The organism is Flavonifractor sp. An10 (assembly GCF_002161215.1).
GTDB lineage: Bacteria > Bacillota > Clostridia > Oscillospirales > Oscillospiraceae > Flavonifractor > Flavonifractor avistercoris.
This window is the reverse complement of sequence record NZ_NFMB01000009.1, coordinates 62,995-78,849: the sequence shown is the minus strand read 5'-3', so window position 1 is coordinate 78,849 and position 15,855 is coordinate 62,995. Positions and strand designations below refer to the sequence as shown.

Sequence of the window (15,855 nt, the reverse complement as noted above, 5' to 3'; positions counted from 1 at the left end):
CAAACAGGAGCCGCCCCCGTCGGGGGCGGCTCCTGTTCCGTTCTTCTTCAGCCTCCAAATCGCTTCAGTTTTTCCTTGAAGCTCATTTTCTCCGGGGCGGTCTGTGGCGCGGGCATCAGGCCCGTATCCTGATAGAACTGCTGCAGCTTGGCCCGCATGGCCAACTCCTGCTCGTCATAGTCCCCTTCGGTTCCGGTGGATTGAGTCAGCGCACTGGTCTGCAGCTTCATCATTGCATTGGTTCGTTCAACAATCTGCTGCCGATCCGGGCGATCGACCACCTCTGGATTCGCTGTCATTGCGGGGAAAAAACCCCTGAGCAGCATATCGTTCAGCCCCCGATGCAGAGCCTCCTCCCTGCCGCCGGCCAAACCGGCGGGATTGTTCTCCGCGTCGTACTCACCCAGGCTGGAGTATAGGTCGGCGGACTGCCGGATTGCGTCGAGCATATTCTCGTCCTGGCTGGCCTGCCTCAGATACTCGTCAAAATCGGACAGGGCCCGGTTGTTAAATGCGGCGCGCTTCTCCCCCGTGCTCTCCGTATACTTCCCCTCCGGTCCCTGATCCAGCCCCGAGGTGATACGTGGGAACATGGCCTGGTCGACCTTTGCACCCGCGTGTTTGAGCATGTTAAAATAGGGCTTTTTCTCCGGCGCGTTGCCGCGCATATAGACAAAGCGGTTTCCGGAATTGGCGCTCTCTCCAACGGAATTTCTTTTGACCGCTTCTGTAAAGCTGGGGCGCATATAGTCCATGACATCGGACATCCCCTGAGAGGAATATCCCGCCTGTACTGCCGCCTCGGCCTTGACTCTGCGCGCTTCATTCGCCGCCTCTTCTGCGCGGCGGCTGCCAATCGCGGCCGCCATCTGCTCGGCCTGGGCGTACTCGCTGTCCCCGGCCAGGACATTGTCGCGGAAGTTTACCTCCCGCTGGGCCCGCTTCTCCCGGGACTTCTTCCGAAGCGCCCCACGAGCGGAGCGGGCGTGGAAGTTGTCCATCTCCTCGGGGGACTCCACATCGGAATCCCGAACCTTGGCCAGGGCGTCCTGGTAGCGATCCAGCCGCCCCAGGTTCTGGTTGACCCGCTGGAACATCAGCTGGGCCTGGATCTCCTCATCCGTGTAGCCCTGCTTTTTCATGACGGCGGTGATCTCGTCCTGCTCGGCATTGTGCTGGGCGGTCATCTCCTTGACCGCCTGATCCCGCTTGTCCAGCGCCTTGCCCGCCTCCCGGGATCTCTTGACCTTTTTGAACCAGTTCTTGATCCTGTCAAAGGCGCCCTGCACCGGCGCGGCCTCCGCGTTCAGGCCGCTCACCGACACCGGCGCGCCGGTGCCGGCGGTCAGGTTCCCCATGTCCGCCTGATGCTCCAGCCCCTCGTCGGCGTTGACGTTCAGCCCGGGCACGTCGGCGTGGATGCCGCCCCTTGCCTGCTGCGCCACGTGGGACAGCTCGTGCTCAATCAGATGGCGGCCCTGCTCCGTGTCCGGCCGGAACTGGCCCGGGGCGAACTGCACCACGTTGCCCTTGGCAAAAGCCCTGGCGTCCATATCGGCCGCCTGGGAGGACTCTCTCAGCTCCACCTGATCCATACGGATGCCGAACTGCTGCTGCATCCGCTCTGCCATCTCCGCGTCCAGATTCAGCCTGCGCCCGGCGTGGGGCTCCACGTTCTGGATCGCATCGAGGCTGCGCTGAACCATCTCGGCCCCCGCTGTATCCACGGCAGGCGGCGCCGCCGTCTTCTCAGCCGCGGAAACTGCCGCCGGCTTCTTCTGACGCGTCATATAAGTCTGAGCCATTGCGCTTCCTCCTTGTCTGCCCCGGCCGGACTGGTACGGCACATCCGCACTTCAACTGCATGCGGCGTGCCTCTGGTTTTCTTTATTATATCATACCGGCCTGAGCTCCACAGTGCTTTTTGACCCGCTTGGCCGCTGTCTGCGCTGATACTGCTCAATCCCTCCGGATTGCGGCGGACTTCTCCACCATCCGGTCAGGGTAATAGGACTCTTTGGACTTCCGCAGGCCCTCCAGCCCCATGTCATCCTCCCGGTTGAGCCACCGCACCCCCGGCCGGTTGGCCTGGAGCCAGCGGGCAAACTCCCGGTTGATCATCGGGTAGGCCCCCTGTATCTCTCCGTACGCCTTTTCAAAATGCACGTCAAAGGTGTCCGCGCTGATGGGGCTGCCCATGGTGAAGGCCACCACCTTCCCCCCGGTTCGAAGCAGCAGCCCGTCCATGCCCAGCGCCTCATAGTGGGCAAACGCCCTGGACATGGCGTGGCGCTCGTCCAGGCGGGTGCGGGCCTCCGCCTCCTCGCCGGCGGCGTCCAGACTGCGGTAGCGCCGGTTCCACTCCAGATCCATTTCCGCGCACTCCGCCAGGTTGTCCATGGTGATCTGCTCCACCTGCCAGTCGGGGTGACTCTCCTCAAAGCGGCGGATGTGGTTGCGCTTCCCGTGGAGCTTTTTGCCCCCCAGCCCGGCCAGCCTGTCTAGTGCATACAGGTAATCCCAGCCGTCCCGGTCGGATTGGAAAGCGTATTGCCCGGGCCGGAGCTGCTCCAGCCGCTCGGCCTGCTCCGGCGTCACACAGAAGAACCGGCAGGGTTCCCCCCGCTCCGCCGCGTCCTTTTCCAGGGCGGAGAGCACCGGCTCCAGAGGGCCGCTGCCCGCCGGAAACAGGTAGCCCGCCCCCAGCTTGCCCCGCAGGCGCTCCAGCACAAAGCCGTCCATGGACGCCACCTGCTGCTGGTAGGCGCCGCTCCACAGGAAAAGGGTGGAAAAGCTGTACTCACAGCCCTGATTTCCCGAGGCGCGGAACCGCTCCTCCACCCATTGTCTGTCCCCAATCTCCGGATCTCTGAATGCAATCATAATACCAGACGGCTCCTGTCACTTCTGAATACTCTTTTTGATGGTCAGCACATTGCTGCCGTTCTCGTAGGCGTAGTCCACCGCGTCCATGCTCTTCTTTACCATCAGGATGCCCAGGCCGCCGATGCCTCTCTCCTCCGCGGACAGGGTGATGTCTGTGTCCTCTTTTGCCAGGGGGTTGAAGGGCTTCCCGTTGTCCAGGAACTGGATGGTCACCTGCAGGGGATCCCCTCCCACGCAGCAGCGGATCGTGGCGGTGCCCGCCTGGCCCGGGTGGTAGGCATAGTGGGCAATGTTGATGAAGATCTCCTCCACCGCCACGTCAATCTGAAATTTCACCCTGGGAGGGCAGTCGCAGCGCTCCAGCTCCTCCGCGATGAAATCCTGCACCGGCCCCAGCTGATCCTGGGATGCCGGAAAAATCCGTTCAGCCATCTGCCTTCTCCCCTCTCGTGTGGTATTGCAGTCCCAGCATGGTGATGTCGTCAAACTGCTCGGCGTCGCCCACAAATGTATCAATGCAGTTTTTGATCCGGGGCAGCAGCTGGCTCACCGGCAGTTCGGACGCCTCATTCAGCGCCGCCTGGAGCCGCTCCTCCCCGTAGAGCTCCTGGGCGGAGCTGGTGGCCTCGGTTACGCCGTCGGTGTAGAGATACAGGGTATCCCCCGGCATCAGCTCCAGGGTGTTCTCCCGGTAGCGGATGCCCTCCATGCCGGCCAGCACGAAGCCCGGCCGGCTCTTGAGCCATTCATACTGCCCGCCGGCCCGCTTGAGCAGGGGCGGATTGTGGCCGGCGTTGACGTAGACAAATTTGCCGGTGGAGATCTCCAGCACGCCCATCCAGGCGGTAACGAACAGCCCGGCATCGTTGCCCTCGCAGAGCTGGGCGTTGGTCTGGGTGAACACCTCGCCCGGCGTCTCCCTGTTCTGGGCGTGGTTTTTGATGAGGGTCTTGGCGATCACCATGAACAGGGCCGCCGGCACCCCCTTGCCGGACACGTCGGCAATCACCACCGCCAGGTGGTCGTCATCCACCAGGAAGAAGTCGTAGAAGTCGCCGCCCACCTCCTTGGCGGGGTTCATGGTGGCATAGACCTCAAACTCCTGCCGCTCGGGGAAGGCGGGGAAGATCCGGGGCAGCATGTCCGCCTGGATCTGGGTGGCCACGTTGAGCTCCGCGCCGATGCGCTCCTTTTCGGCGGTGGCCTTCATGAACTCCCGGATATAGGAGATCATGTCCTCCTCCATCTTCCGGAAGGAGTCGGCCAGCAGCTCCACCTCGTCGCCGGTGCGGATGGGCGGCACATTGACGGTGGCGGTGCCTGCCGCCAGCTCCTCCTCGTTGCTCTGGATGAAGTCCCCGGTGGCCTGGGTCAGCAGATCGATGGGATGGAGCACCATCCGGCGCAGGATGAACAGGAAGGTAACCAGGAACACCGCCGCCACCGCCGCCAGCAGGCCCACCAGGGTGATCAGGAAGGTCTGCCGCGTGTTCATCACATCGTTCATGCTGATGTCGGCCATGACATAGCCGGCCATGGTGCCGTCCTCATGGAGCACCGGGGTCATGGCCGTCATCAGCCAGCCGTAGCTGGCGTCCCGCTGGACGATGGGCTCCACATCCAGGCCGGCCAGCAGCCTGTCCAGATTGTCCGCAAAGCCGCCGACCAGATCCACATAGGTGCCCAGGGCACAGTAGCCGCCGTCCTCATACTCCCCGCTCTCCCCGGTTTCCATATCCGAGTCGAACAGGAAGGTCACGCCCACGCCATGGGGGCGAACCACATAGAGGTACTCCACATCGTTGCTGGCCACCAGATCCGAGATGAAGCTCTGGATCTCATAGTAGCGCTCATCCATCTCGCCGGTCTCATAGTAGCGATCCAGCTCGTCGGCGTCCAGCTGGCTGGCCAGGGTGCGCACCAGGTTCGTACCCAGCTGGTTGTAGTATTCCATCATGGAGGCGCTGAAGGTGCGGTAGCTGACCACGGCCGCCAAAAGGCCAAGCACCACGCACATGGTCACAATCAGCCCGGTCAGCTTTTTCCCCAGCGACCAGCGCACTTTTCGTTTCATCCTGAACACTCCCCCTCTTCCGCTTCCTGCTTCCCGGCAATCCGCTTGACCACCGTTACCGTGTCCATATCGCTGCCATGCTCAAACAGCACCTGCTCGCATGTGCGGCGGATAAACTCCGCGGCGTGCTCGGCCGCCTCGCCCTCGGTGTGATCCAGCGGATGGCGGCCGCCCATGCTGCCTTTCAGGCGCAGAATCACCAGCCCCTCGCCGGGCGGAACCGCGCACTCCGCCAGGAACCGGCTGTCCGGCTCGCTCTGGGCGCGGCAGAGGGCGAACAGCTCGTCCGCCACCACCATCAGCCTGGCCTGCCGCCGCCCCGTAATGTGGTTGGCCTCCATCTGGCCCCGGAGGAACTCCATCAGCTCTCCGCCGCCCTCCGCTCCGGCAGACAGGACGCAGTGGGCCTGCGCCCGATCCCTGCGGCGGTACTCCAGCGCCAGGACGGCGTATCCGCTGATCTGCCCCACGCGGTCGGCATAGGCGCCCGCCGCGTCGGTCACATAGCGCAGCTGCTCCTCCAGCTCCGCCTGGCGGCTGCCCGGTTCATTGAGCGTCAGGCGCAGCTGCTCCTGTCCGAAGGGCCTCCCCTCCCCGTCCTGGATGTCGTCCAGGCCGTCGGTATGGAAGAACATCCGGTCTCCCTGCCGCAGCTCCAGCTGCAGCTCCTGGTAGACCACGTTTTCGCTCTCCCCCAGCGGGGCATAGGAGAGATCCTTCATCCACTCATACCGATCCTGTCCGCGCATCAGCAGCGGCGGACGCTGCCCGGCGCTGATGCAGGAGAAGGTGCCGGTTGTTCCGTCCAGCACCCCCACCAGCACGGGGAAGCTCATCCGGTCGCTCATTTCATACAGCTGGCGGTTGGCCGATGTCATGGCCTCCTTCAGCGACTGGCCGGTGCGCAGCTGGCTCTTGATGGTGGCCTGGGCCATGACGGTGTACAGCGCCCGGGACAGCTCCCCTCCGGGCACCTCGCCCACCATCAGGCAAAGCCTGTCGGGCCCCAGCAGGAAATAGTCGTAGAAGCAGCAGGAAAACTCCCTGCCCTGGTGGAGCCTCCCCCGGATGGCGAAGGGATACCCCCCCTCCCGCCGGGGCAGCTCCTTGGGCAGCATGGACAGGCTCAGCTCATTGGCCAGCTCGAGCTCGCTGTCCAGCCGCTGCTCCCGCACCGCCAGCTCCTTCTGCTCCATGTTGTTCAGATCAATCTCCACCAGCATCATGCGGAAGGCGTCGGACAGGGTGCGCAGCTCATCGTGGCTTTTGATCTTCACCGCGCTGAACGCCTTCCGGCTCTCCCCGCCCTCATAGCCCTGGGCCGCATCGGTGAGCTGCTGGATGGGGCGGATAAAGTTCCGGCGGATCAGAATGAGATAGACCACCACGAACACCAGCGTCAGGGCGGCCAGCAGCCCGCCGGTGTAGAGCAGGAAATTCCGCTGCTCCTGCATGACCTCGTTCATGCTGATATCCGCCATGACATAGCCGGCCATGGTGCCGTCGTCGTGAAGCACCGGAACCATGGCCGTCATCAGCCAGCCATAGCTGGGATCCTGCTGCACAATGGGCTCCACCTCCTGGCCGGCCAGAAGCCTGTCCAGGTTTTCCGCAAAGCCGCCCAGCAGCTCCACATACGTGCCCAGGGCGCAGTAGCCCCCGGACGTGTAGTCCCCGTTCTCCCCCATCTCCATGTCGGAGTCAAACAGGAAGGTGACCCCCACGCCGTGGGGGCGCACCACATAGAGGTACTCCACGTTGCCGCTGCTCTCCACCAGATCCGCGATGAACTTCTGGGTCTCATAATAGGCGTCGTCCATCTCCAGGGTCTCGTAGTAATAGTCGAGCTTGTCGGGATCCAGCTGGCTGGCCAGGGTGCGCACCACGCTGGAGCCGATCTCCTTGTAAAAGGACATAACACGCCCCTGGTAAGTCCGGTAGCTGACAAACAGCGCCGTGGCGCTGAGAATCACGCTCATCGCCAGGATCATCACCACAATTTTCTTTCCAAGGGTAAACCGGATTTTTCGTTTCAAGTCCGTCCCGCCTCCTCCCGGCTGTCCCTGCGGCTCACACCCGCACCACCAGGGTATTGAAGCCGGCATACCGGCGATAGAAAAACTCCCTGGCCTTTCTCTTGATCATCTTCACCCCGATGGCGTCCAGGCCGGTACCCTCCTCCAGGCTGATCTCGTCGGTGTTCATCTCGAAGGGGTTGAACCGCCGGGCGCTGTCCCGCACGTGGATGGTCACCGTGCCGTCATCATGGGGTACAATGGTCAGCTGGATATATCCGTCGTCCTCCGCAAAGGCGTTGTTGAGAATCGCCCCGCATACCTCCTCCACCGTGATGGTGGCGAAGTAGGCCTGCGCCGGGCTGGCGTTCATCCGCTCCAGATAGGCGGACACCTCCTGCTCCACCGCGCCCAGATCGGCGCTCCTGCTGTCCAGGAAGGCGCTGTACACCCGGCTGTCGTCCTCGTCCAGATACGTCCAGGAGCCCTTCTTCCGGTTGTAGAGGATCATCACCAGCAGGGTGGCCGCCTCCGCGCAGGGATACGTCCACCAGAACAGATCCTCCCCGCCCCGGCTCAGAATCAGGCTGAACGCCAGGAAAAACACGAACGACCGCAGGGTGAAGAACAGGTAGCTGGCAAACTCCTTCTCCAGCGTCTGGTAATAATAGGTCATCACCATGTTGATCCCCGACGGCAGCACGCACAGCGCGTAGATGCGGACGGCCACAGAGCCCATGGCCAGCTCCTCCGCGGTGCGCAGGCCGAAGGCAAAGCACACCCACTGTGGGATGACCATCAGGATGGCGATGACCACCACGCTCATGATAACCGCCACCTGGAACGCCTGCCGCAGGGTGCAGCGGATGTTGGACTTGTTGCACTCCCCGTGGAAGGTGCTCACCATGGGCTGGAGGGCCATGCTGATGGCGTCATAGACCGAGGCCGCCACCAGGGCCACATTGAAGACGATGCCGAACACGGCCACGCCCAGCTCCCCGCTGATGCCCATCAGCAGGCGGTTGCACACCAGGATGGTGATAAACTGGTAGACATACTGCACCGAGGTGGCAAAGCCCGTGCGGAAGGACTGCACCACCGCCGTGCCGTCAAATCTGGGCCAGGTAAAGCGCAGGCACCCCTTCTTCCGGATAAAATGGGTGAGGCTGAGCAGGATCATCACCGCAGCCCCCAGGCCGGTGGAGTACACCGAACCGGCCACGCCCATTTTCAGTACCACCACAAAGACGTAGTTGAACACAATGTCGATGGTGTTGCTGGTCACCAGGGCCGCGGCCGCCAGCTTGGGGTTATTGTCGCTGTTGACAAAGTAGTAAAACGGCCCCTGGCAGAACATGACGGGCACCAGGAGCAGCTGGGTGCGCACCAGGGCCTCACAGTTCTCCCACAGCTCGGTTCCCGGCGTGCCCGCCCCCAGGAACGTGAGCACCTGGGGCAGGAAGATCTGTCCCAGCAGGCACAGCAGAATATTGGTGAACAGATCCGCGCGGAGCACATTGGCAAAAATGCGGTTGCCCTCCTCCGGCTTTCCCTCGCTGAGGGCGGTGGCATACCGGATGGAGCCGCCGATGGACAGGGAATAGCTGATGGTGTTGAAAAGCATATACACCGGCTGACCGATGCTGATGGCGCTCAGTCCCACCGGGCCGATCACATTCCCCACAAAGACGCAGTCGGCCAGGCCGCCAATGGCCAGGCCGAGACAGGAGAACAGGCTCGGCAGGAAAAAGCGGTAAAATGCCTTGCGGACAAAAATATTTTCCCGTCCTGTATGTGCAGTCAGCAACATGTAATCAGTCCTTATTTAATATCCAGAATATCTACAAAGCCCGTGATCTCAAAGACCTCCATAATGTCGGCGCATACATGGGTGACGGTCATGTGCCCCTGCTTGTTCATCCGCTTCTGGGCGCCCAGGATCACGCGCAGGCCCGCAGAGGACAGATAGAGCAGCTGCTCCAGATCCAGCGTCAGATCGGTCACGCCGTCCAGGCTGGCATTGAGCTCCGCCTCCAGCTCCGGCGCGGTGGTGGTATCCAGCCGCCCCTCCAGGGCGATGGTGAGCTTCTTTCCTTCGGTGTGTTTGGTGATGGTCATGCTTTGCTTCCTCCCTTAAACTTCTTGACGCTAAAGTCACAGCATTATCTGTAAATATCTGTTAATCCAGCAGATCCGCGTACTCCCGCAGCTCCTCCCGGACTACGACAATCTCATTTTTCTTCAGCTCCTGCACCGCCGCACGCAGCAGATGGCGCATACCGATAGGCTCCTCCTCCAGGGCCGCCAGAAAGGCGGCGGAGAGCACGATGTTCTTGATGTGCCCGCCGGAGAGCTCAAACTTCTCCGCCAGGAAGGCCCAGTCGATGTCGCCGGACAAGGGGGCCTCCCGGGGGATGGTACGGCGGTAGATCTCCTCCCGCATGGCCGGATCCGGGAAGGGGAAATGGATCACATAGGTAATGCGCCGCATAAATGCCGCGTCAATGTTGCCGATGAGGTTGGTGGCCATGATGCACACCCCGTCGTGCTCCTCAATCTGCTGCAGCAGGTAGGCCACCTCCACGTTGGCGTTCCGGTCGTGGGCATCCTTCACCTCGCTGCGCTTGCCGAAGATGGCGTCGCACTCGTCGAAGAAGAGGATGCAGTTGGACTTCCTGGCCTCGTTAAAGACCGCCTGGAGGTTCTTCTCCGTCTCGCCGATGTACTTGCTGACAATCTGGGAGATGTTGATCTTGTAGAGCTCCATATTCAGCTCATTGGCGATGACCTGGGCGCACATGGTTTTCCCGGTGCCCGGCGCCCCGGCAAAGAGAATGGAGAGCCCCCTGCCATAGGTGATCTTCCGGTCAAAGCCCCACTCGCTGTAAACCCGGTGCCGGAATCGGATGTGGCCGCACGCGTGCCGGAGCAGCCGCTTCTGCTCCGGCGGTATGACCACATCGTCCCACTGGAAGGCGGGTCGGACGGGGGTGGCCAGATCTCCCAGCTTATGAACCACCTGGCGGTAGCAGCACTGGTGCATCTGGCGGCTGGGGATGGCCGACAGGCCGTCCAGCCGGATCAGCCCCACCGCCTGGCGGCAGGCCAGCTCTACCTGCCGGGGGGAGAAGCGGAATTTGGAGGCCAGCTCTTCCACGGTCAGGCCGTCGCCCAGGGGGGTGTCCCTGAGGAAGGCCCGGAAGAGGGCAATGCGCTCGTCTTCGGTGGTGTCCGGCAGCTCCAGCTCTACAGTCAGCCGATCCAGCCGGGCCCGGATGGGCAGCCGGGAGAGGAAAAACACCTTCTCATGGGCGGGCTCCAGAGCCAGGATGGCCTGGAGCAGCTTCCCCTCGGCCGGGAGCGGCCTGCCATCCGCATCCTGCCCCTCCATATGCCCGCAGCAAAGGCAGGCGCCCGTGAGCCGGGCCGTCAGAATCCCCTCCCGGGCCCGCTCCTCCGGGCTGTCACAGTCCAGGGAGAGGAAGACGCAGCGCTCCCCCGTCCGGGCCATCAGGTGCTCCACCTGGAAGCGCTTGCCGGAGCCCGGGCCGCCGGTGAGGCAGATGACCCGCTGCCCCGGCTCCCGATAGAGCAGCTCCAGCCGGCGCGCCGTCTCCTGCCCGATGACCAGGGGGCCGCCCGGGCGCTCCGCCGCGCCGTCGAACAGCCGCAGGCCGGGCATCGGGGCTACCGTGCCGGTGCTGAGGTATTCCAGCACAATGGGGTGCAGAACCAGCTGCCCCGCCGCCAGCCGCTCCCGGTCAAAAAGGCCGGTGAAGGTGTCCCGCCGGGAAAACCGGGAGAGATACGCCTCCAAAGTGGCGTCCGGAGGGAGAAACAGCTGCACCGCCAGCGCCGGCGAGGGGGCTTTTCTGGTGATGTCGTCCTGGAGGTAGGCAAAGAGCTTTTCGTACTTCTGATCCAGGGCGCCGGCGTAGGCCAGAATCACGCAGTCCCGCTGGAAGTCGTCCAGGCCGCACCGGCTGAAAAGCTGCGCCAGGGGAAATTCCTGCTCTGTCCGGTTCAGCCGGACCCGGATCGCGGCATGGGAGGCCCCCAGCTGGGCGGCCTCCTCCCCATCCAGCTGGGCGGCCAGGCCCAGCTGGGCCGCCTTGGCCAGGTTGTGCTCAAATTCCTCCCGGCTGACCACCAGCCCCATCATATTCCGCATATCGTTTCTGGGCCCCAGCCACTGGTGGTGCTTGTAGAAAAAGTACAGCCGCAGATCCAGCCAGGCGAAGAGATCGTCCATCAGCTCCCACTGGCTGCCATAGCCCCGGTCTATCTTTTCATAGGCCACGTCCTGTAGATCGTATTCTTCCATGGCCGCTCTCCTCCTTCCCTGTCCTTGCCCTCCCGCCCTACGGCGTTTTCACGGTCATCGCCGGCGTGACGCTCACCTGGATCACGCCGCCGTAGGCGCATGTGAGCTTGCTGGTGTTGTTCAGCAGGGGCCGGCCGCACACGGTTACCGTGGGGCAGCCCGGAGCCCAGCTCACCGTGGCGGGGATGCAGGGCATAGGCGTGAGCGCCCCCATGGCCGCCGCCGTGGCCGACGCCACCGTCGGATTGGACAGGCTGGAGCACATGCCGAAGGTGGGCAGATTGGCCATGGTTCCATCCATGATGGTGGCCGCGGGCATGCCGCACATGGTCACGGTCTGCTGACTGGTCACCGTCAGCACGGCGGGCGCCGCGCCGAAGGGGCAGGTGCACGTTGCTGTCTGAACCACCGGATTTGCCATAGCTGTTTCTCCTTCCTGGGGCTTGTTGGAACATGGGCGATGTGCCCGGCGGCGAGGGATTTTGGGCCCGCCGGCAGGCAGTTCTTATGCGGGAATCCTAGCGGATTTCAAGGGAAAACTGCGCCGTCCAGGGGGCAAAAGGCCCGCCGATCGGGCATGGCGGCAAGTTTCAAACAGGCCCTGGGTCTCCCACTCTTCATATCCGGACGTCCAGCCGGTTCACGCCCCGTTCCAGCGGCAGGCTGGCCAGCAGGCCCCCCGCCTCCCCGCAGATCTCCAGGGTGCACGGGCTTTCAAACACGGCGGACAGGTGCCCGAACCGGTCGGTGTGGTATCGCTGGGCGGGCAGCAGGATGCGGCTGCGGCCGTGGGAGCGGCGGAGCGGCTCCGCCAGTGCGGCCGTCTCCTCCGCCAGGCTCCGCAGATGCACAATCTCGCTGTCCGCGCCGTCGGCAATGAGATAGGGGCCCGGGGGGACGGCCGCCTCCGCCCCCTTGCAGTACAGGCGGAACTGCTGCGCGCCCGCCTCCGCCCTGGTCTGGGCGATCTTCAGCTCCCAGCGGGCGGGGGCGGCCAGCCACAGCTGCCGCCCGGAGACCGGCGCCCCGTTTTCCGTCACGGTCAGCTCCGCCCGGACGATCTCCTCCCGGAAGGGGTAGCCCGGCCCCGGCTTCATGGTGATCTCCAGCTCCAGGGTGCCCCCCTCCACGGGGAAGTCCACCCATTCCTCCTGGTAGCCGTGGCACCGCAGGGCCAGGCGGTGGGGGCCCTGGCTCAGGTTCAGCAGGATCAGATACCCGCCGGGCTTGGCCAGGGGCCGCACCGGGGCCCCGTCCAGGGCGCACAGGAGAGAGGCGCCCTCCAGGGGCCGGCCGGTGTAGCCGTCCCGCACCCGGCAGACGGCGCTGGCATGAAAGGCAATCATAGGCCGCCTCCCTGGGGGGTCTGCCGGGTATGGATCTCCACGTCGGTGACCCGGCTGAACCGGCGCTCCCGCCGGGAGTCGATCTCCACGCCGGTGAGCATCACAACGAAGGACAGCTTATAGGTGCTGGAGGTGTTGTTCCAGATCTTGAGCAGCTGATCCTGGTTGGTCTTTTCCAGCACCACCCGGACTGTGGCATTCTGCTCCGCCAGGGAGCCGCCCAGATACTTGGCGTCGATCACCGGATGATCCTTGAGCACCTGGAGGGCCGCCCCCACCATGCGGTACTGGTCGGCCTCCTTGAGCTGGGCGGGGGCCTTGGAGTGGGCGGTCACCAGAAAACGGAGGTTATACCGGGCAGGCCGGATGCGCTCCCGATCCCGGCCGACCTGGTAATAGCCGCTCTCCACCCCCTGGGTGTCCTCCTCCACCTGGTAGAGGTAGAGGGTGAGCTGGTTGTTTTCGCTCTCGTGGGGGGAGCACAGGGAGATCAGCTCCCGGTTGCCGATGGGCTCCGGGGTCAGATTGTCCCGCAGCAGTTCCACCAGGGCGGCCCCCGCCTCCACCAGAGCCGTATAGTCTGCCATATAGCCACTTCCTTTCTCAGGCTCCGCCTACCAGCGTGTAGGAGTCATCCGCAGCCTCCCCGGCCGCCGGGGTCTCCTCGGGCGCCGGAGCTGCCGACGGGGCGGGGCTGGCGGTGGCCTGGGCCTCCTCCTGGATGGCCTGGGCCGCCTCCTCCTCCCGCTGTGCCCGATCCTCCTCCGCCTCCTGGGCGGCGGCCTCGCCCCGGAGGATCTCGCTCTGGAACAGGGCGGCAAAGGTGTCCGCCATCCAGTCGTACTCCCCGGCGATCCAGCCGCCGGACAGGGTGTTCAGGGCATTGGCCTGGCGGGTGAACTCCCCAACCGCCTGGTACAGGGCGGCCACCGCCTCATTCTGGGCACACTGGGCGGCGTACAGCGACGCCTTGTCCGCGGTGCCCCTGGCATAGGCCTGGGTCTGGGCCTCCACATCGGCGGCGGCCTGCTCCACCTCGGTCTGTGCGGAGCGGATGGACTCATAGGCCATGCTGAGATCCAGCACCGCCGAGGTGATCTGCCGCTGCAGCGCGTCCGTATCCACCTCATACCGGCCGGCGGCCACCGACACGGCGTAGAGCCGCGCCGCCTCATACAGGGCGGCGGCATCCAGCTCCACCGGGTCAAAGGTGAGGAGCACCGCCGCCAGATCATAGTCGTCCGGACTCAGCTTGCACAGCTCCTGGATGGTCAGCAGGGCCTGCTCCCGGGCGGTCTCATACTGGGCCAGCCGGCGATCCAGGCTGTCCAGCTCAGACTTGGCGCTGTCCACGGCGGTCTGGGTGCCGCTGCCCCGGGAGAGCTGGGTCTGGGCCTCGGCCAGATTCTGCTGCAGCAGGGGCTGGCTGCCCTCCAGGGCGGTGAGCATCTGGCCGTAGACGTAGTAGTCCGCCAGGGCGTCCACCAGCTCCTGTCCGCTGTCGGCGGTGAGCATCAGGCCCAGCAGACGCTCCACATCCCCCTGCTGAACGGTGCCGCCGGAGCCCGCGCCGGAACTTCCGGCCCCCTCCAGGGCGGAGAGCAGGGCATCCAGCCGTTCCTGGGCCTGGGACACCGAGGAATCCACCGAGGTGCCGTCCCCGCCGGGCAGGGTCATATCCCGGCTCCAGTAGAGCTCCGCCGGGGCGGCGCCCTCCTCCGTGCTGAGGAGGGTGCATACATAGTCCTCATAGCGGTACTGGCTTTGATACCAGTCGCCCCCCACCGTGCCGTCGGGCCGGTAGGCCGCCCCCTGGAAGGATGCGGCGGTGGGCTCCGGCTCCCGCTCCGCGGCAGCCCAGTCCCGGGCCTCCGCCAGATCGCTCCAGGGCAGCAGGGTCTCCGCGGCCGAGCCCGCCTCCGGGGCGAACCACAGCCGGTACACCTGGGCCTCCGTCTCCCCCTGCTGATAGCTGCACAGGGCGGTGAGGCCCAGCGCCTCGTTGACAATGACAAAGCCGGTGCCCTGATCGGTTTCGGTGAGGGACGCCTCCCCGAAGGCCGCCCGCAGCTCCTCCGCCGTGAGGGTGAGCAGCCAGGCCCCGTCCAGGGTGCCCTGGTCAAACTCCCCGGCGTAGACCGGGTCGCCGCTCTCCGCGTAGAGGGTGCCGAAGCCGTCGGGGGTCAGATCGTCCGCCCCGCCGTCGTACCACAGCTTGCCGCTCCGGTACCACTGGATGGCGCCGTTGGCGGCCCCGGCGGTGAACTCGGCCTGGATCTGGTCGCCATTGTCCAGGAAGCGGGTGCCGGTGCCGTCGTAGAGGCCCCCGGCAAAGGAGCCCTTGTACCGGACAGAGCCGTCGGCGTTGTACTCGGTGCCCTCCCCCTCGTAGAGGCCACCGGAGAAATTGCCCACGTAGGCCCGGGTGCCGCTGGAATAGTAGGCCGTGCCCACCCCCTCGTACACCCCGGCGGAGAAGGAGCCCTTGTACCGGACGGAGCCGTCGGCGTTGTACTCGGTGCCCTCTCCCTTGTAGAGGCCGTTCACAAAGGCCCCCTCATAGCACATAACCCCGTCGGAATAGGCGGTGCCCATGCCGTTGGCCGTGCCGGCGGAGAAATCCCCCTGATAGACCAGCACACCCGCCTCATACCGGGAGCCGGTACCGTCATAGAGGCCGTCCACAAAGTTCCCCTCATAGACCAGCAGGCCGTCCTCGTCATACTCCGTGCCCCGGCCCTGGAGGAGGCCGTCCTGCAGGGTGCCGCTGTACCTGGGATTCTTCTTGGCCTCGTCGTAATAGATGACAACCCGGCCCGACCATGTCTCCAGCTCCGGATCGTCCTGCCAGAGGCGGGCGGTGAAGAAGGTGCGCAGCAGGAAGGGCCAGATCACAAAGTAGATCAGCAGGGCCAGCAGCACCACCCCGATGGCCAGCAGGATCAGGAAGGACTTGGAGATGAACAGCCGCCGGGTCTCAATATAGTCCTCCCGCCTGGTGGGCTTCTTCACCGCCGCGGCCGCCCCCTGGAGGGAGGCGGAGGCCACCTTGGTGGCCTGCCGGGAGAAGTTGGTGATGCGGCGCAGATAAGACCACACCCCCACCAGCTTCCGGGTGAAGAAGGCCCGGATGGTGCGGAAAAAGATCCCGAAGGAGTTGGTCAGTTGTCGCAGCAGATAACTCAGCAAAGGTATATCCCCCTATGTATC

General features: G+C 64.5%; 12 protein-coding genes. All 12 read right to left on the bottom strand.

Annotation, left to right across the window (positions count from 1 at the left end):
- Positions 1-47 precede the first annotated feature (47 nt).
- The 12 genes from B5E42_RS15530 to B5E42_RS15475 all read right to left on the bottom strand — a co-directional run bounded on the left by B5E42_RS15530 (position 48) and on the right by B5E42_RS15475 (position 15,834).
- Complete coding sequence (locus B5E42_RS15530) at positions 48-1,805, bottom strand: DUF4157 domain-containing protein (RefSeq protein WP_087241296.1); 1,758 nt, start codon at positions 1,803-1,805, stop codon at positions 48-50.
- A gap of 154 nt (positions 1,806-1,959) precedes the next feature.
- Positions 1,960-2,883 (bottom strand): phosphatidylglycerol lysyltransferase domain-containing protein, encoded by a 924-nt coding sequence (locus B5E42_RS15525; RefSeq protein WP_087241294.1) that lies wholly within the window; start codon positions 2,881-2,883, stop codon positions 1,960-1,962.
- 18 nt (positions 2,884-2,901) lie between these two features.
- Positions 2,902-3,318: an ATP-binding protein gene (locus B5E42_RS15520; RefSeq protein ID WP_087241292.1), complete on the bottom strand. Its 417-nt coding sequence runs from the start codon at positions 3,316-3,318 to the stop codon at positions 2,902-2,904.
- Entirely contained in the window at positions 3,311-4,960 is a 1,650-nt protein-coding gene (locus B5E42_RS15515) for a SpoIIE family protein phosphatase (RefSeq protein WP_087241290.1), read from the bottom strand. Before B5E42_RS15515 ends, B5E42_RS15520 begins: the two co-directional genes overlap by 8 nt.
- Positions 4,957-6,996 (bottom strand): SpoIIE family protein phosphatase, encoded by a 2,040-nt coding sequence (locus tag B5E42_RS15510; protein WP_162614007.1) that lies wholly within the window; start codon positions 6,994-6,996, stop codon positions 4,957-4,959. The genes B5E42_RS15515 and B5E42_RS15510 overlap by 4 nt, the downstream gene beginning before the upstream one ends.
- 34 nt (positions 6,997-7,030) lie before the next feature.
- Complete coding sequence (locus tag B5E42_RS15505; protein ID WP_087241286.1) at positions 7,031-8,785, bottom strand: MATE family efflux transporter; 1,755 nt, start codon at positions 8,783-8,785, stop codon at positions 7,031-7,033.
- 11 nt (positions 8,786-8,796) lie between these two features.
- Positions 8,797-9,093 (bottom strand): STAS domain-containing protein, encoded by a 297-nt coding sequence (locus B5E42_RS15500; protein WP_087241284.1) that lies wholly within the window; start codon positions 9,091-9,093, stop codon positions 8,797-8,799.
- A 61-nt stretch (positions 9,094-9,154) separates the two neighbouring features.
- Positions 9,155-11,299: an ATP-binding protein gene (locus tag B5E42_RS19745; RefSeq protein ID WP_087241282.1), complete on the bottom strand. Its 2,145-nt coding sequence runs from the start codon at positions 11,297-11,299 to the stop codon at positions 9,155-9,157.
- 37 nt (positions 11,300-11,336) lie between these two features.
- A complete protein-coding gene (locus B5E42_RS15490; protein WP_087241280.1) occupies positions 11,337-11,720 on the bottom strand; it encodes a DUF4280 domain-containing protein in 384 nt (127 codons plus the stop codon).
- Between the two features lie 196 nt (positions 11,721-11,916).
- Positions 11,917-12,645, bottom strand: coding sequence for a hypothetical protein (locus B5E42_RS15485; protein ID WP_087241278.1), 729 nt, complete (start codon positions 12,643-12,645; stop codon positions 11,917-11,919).
- Complete coding sequence (locus B5E42_RS15480; RefSeq protein WP_087241276.1) at positions 12,642-13,232, bottom strand: DUF4255 domain-containing protein; 591 nt, start codon at positions 13,230-13,232, stop codon at positions 12,642-12,644. Before B5E42_RS15480 ends, B5E42_RS15485 begins: the two co-directional genes overlap by 4 nt.
- Before the next feature lie 16 nt (positions 13,233-13,248).
- The gene (locus tag B5E42_RS15475; protein ID WP_087241274.1) at positions 13,249-15,834 is read right to left on the bottom strand and encodes a TolC family protein; all 2,586 of its coding nucleotides are present in this window, start codon (positions 15,832-15,834) and stop codon (positions 13,249-13,251) included.
- Positions 15,835-15,855 lie beyond the last annotated feature (21 nt).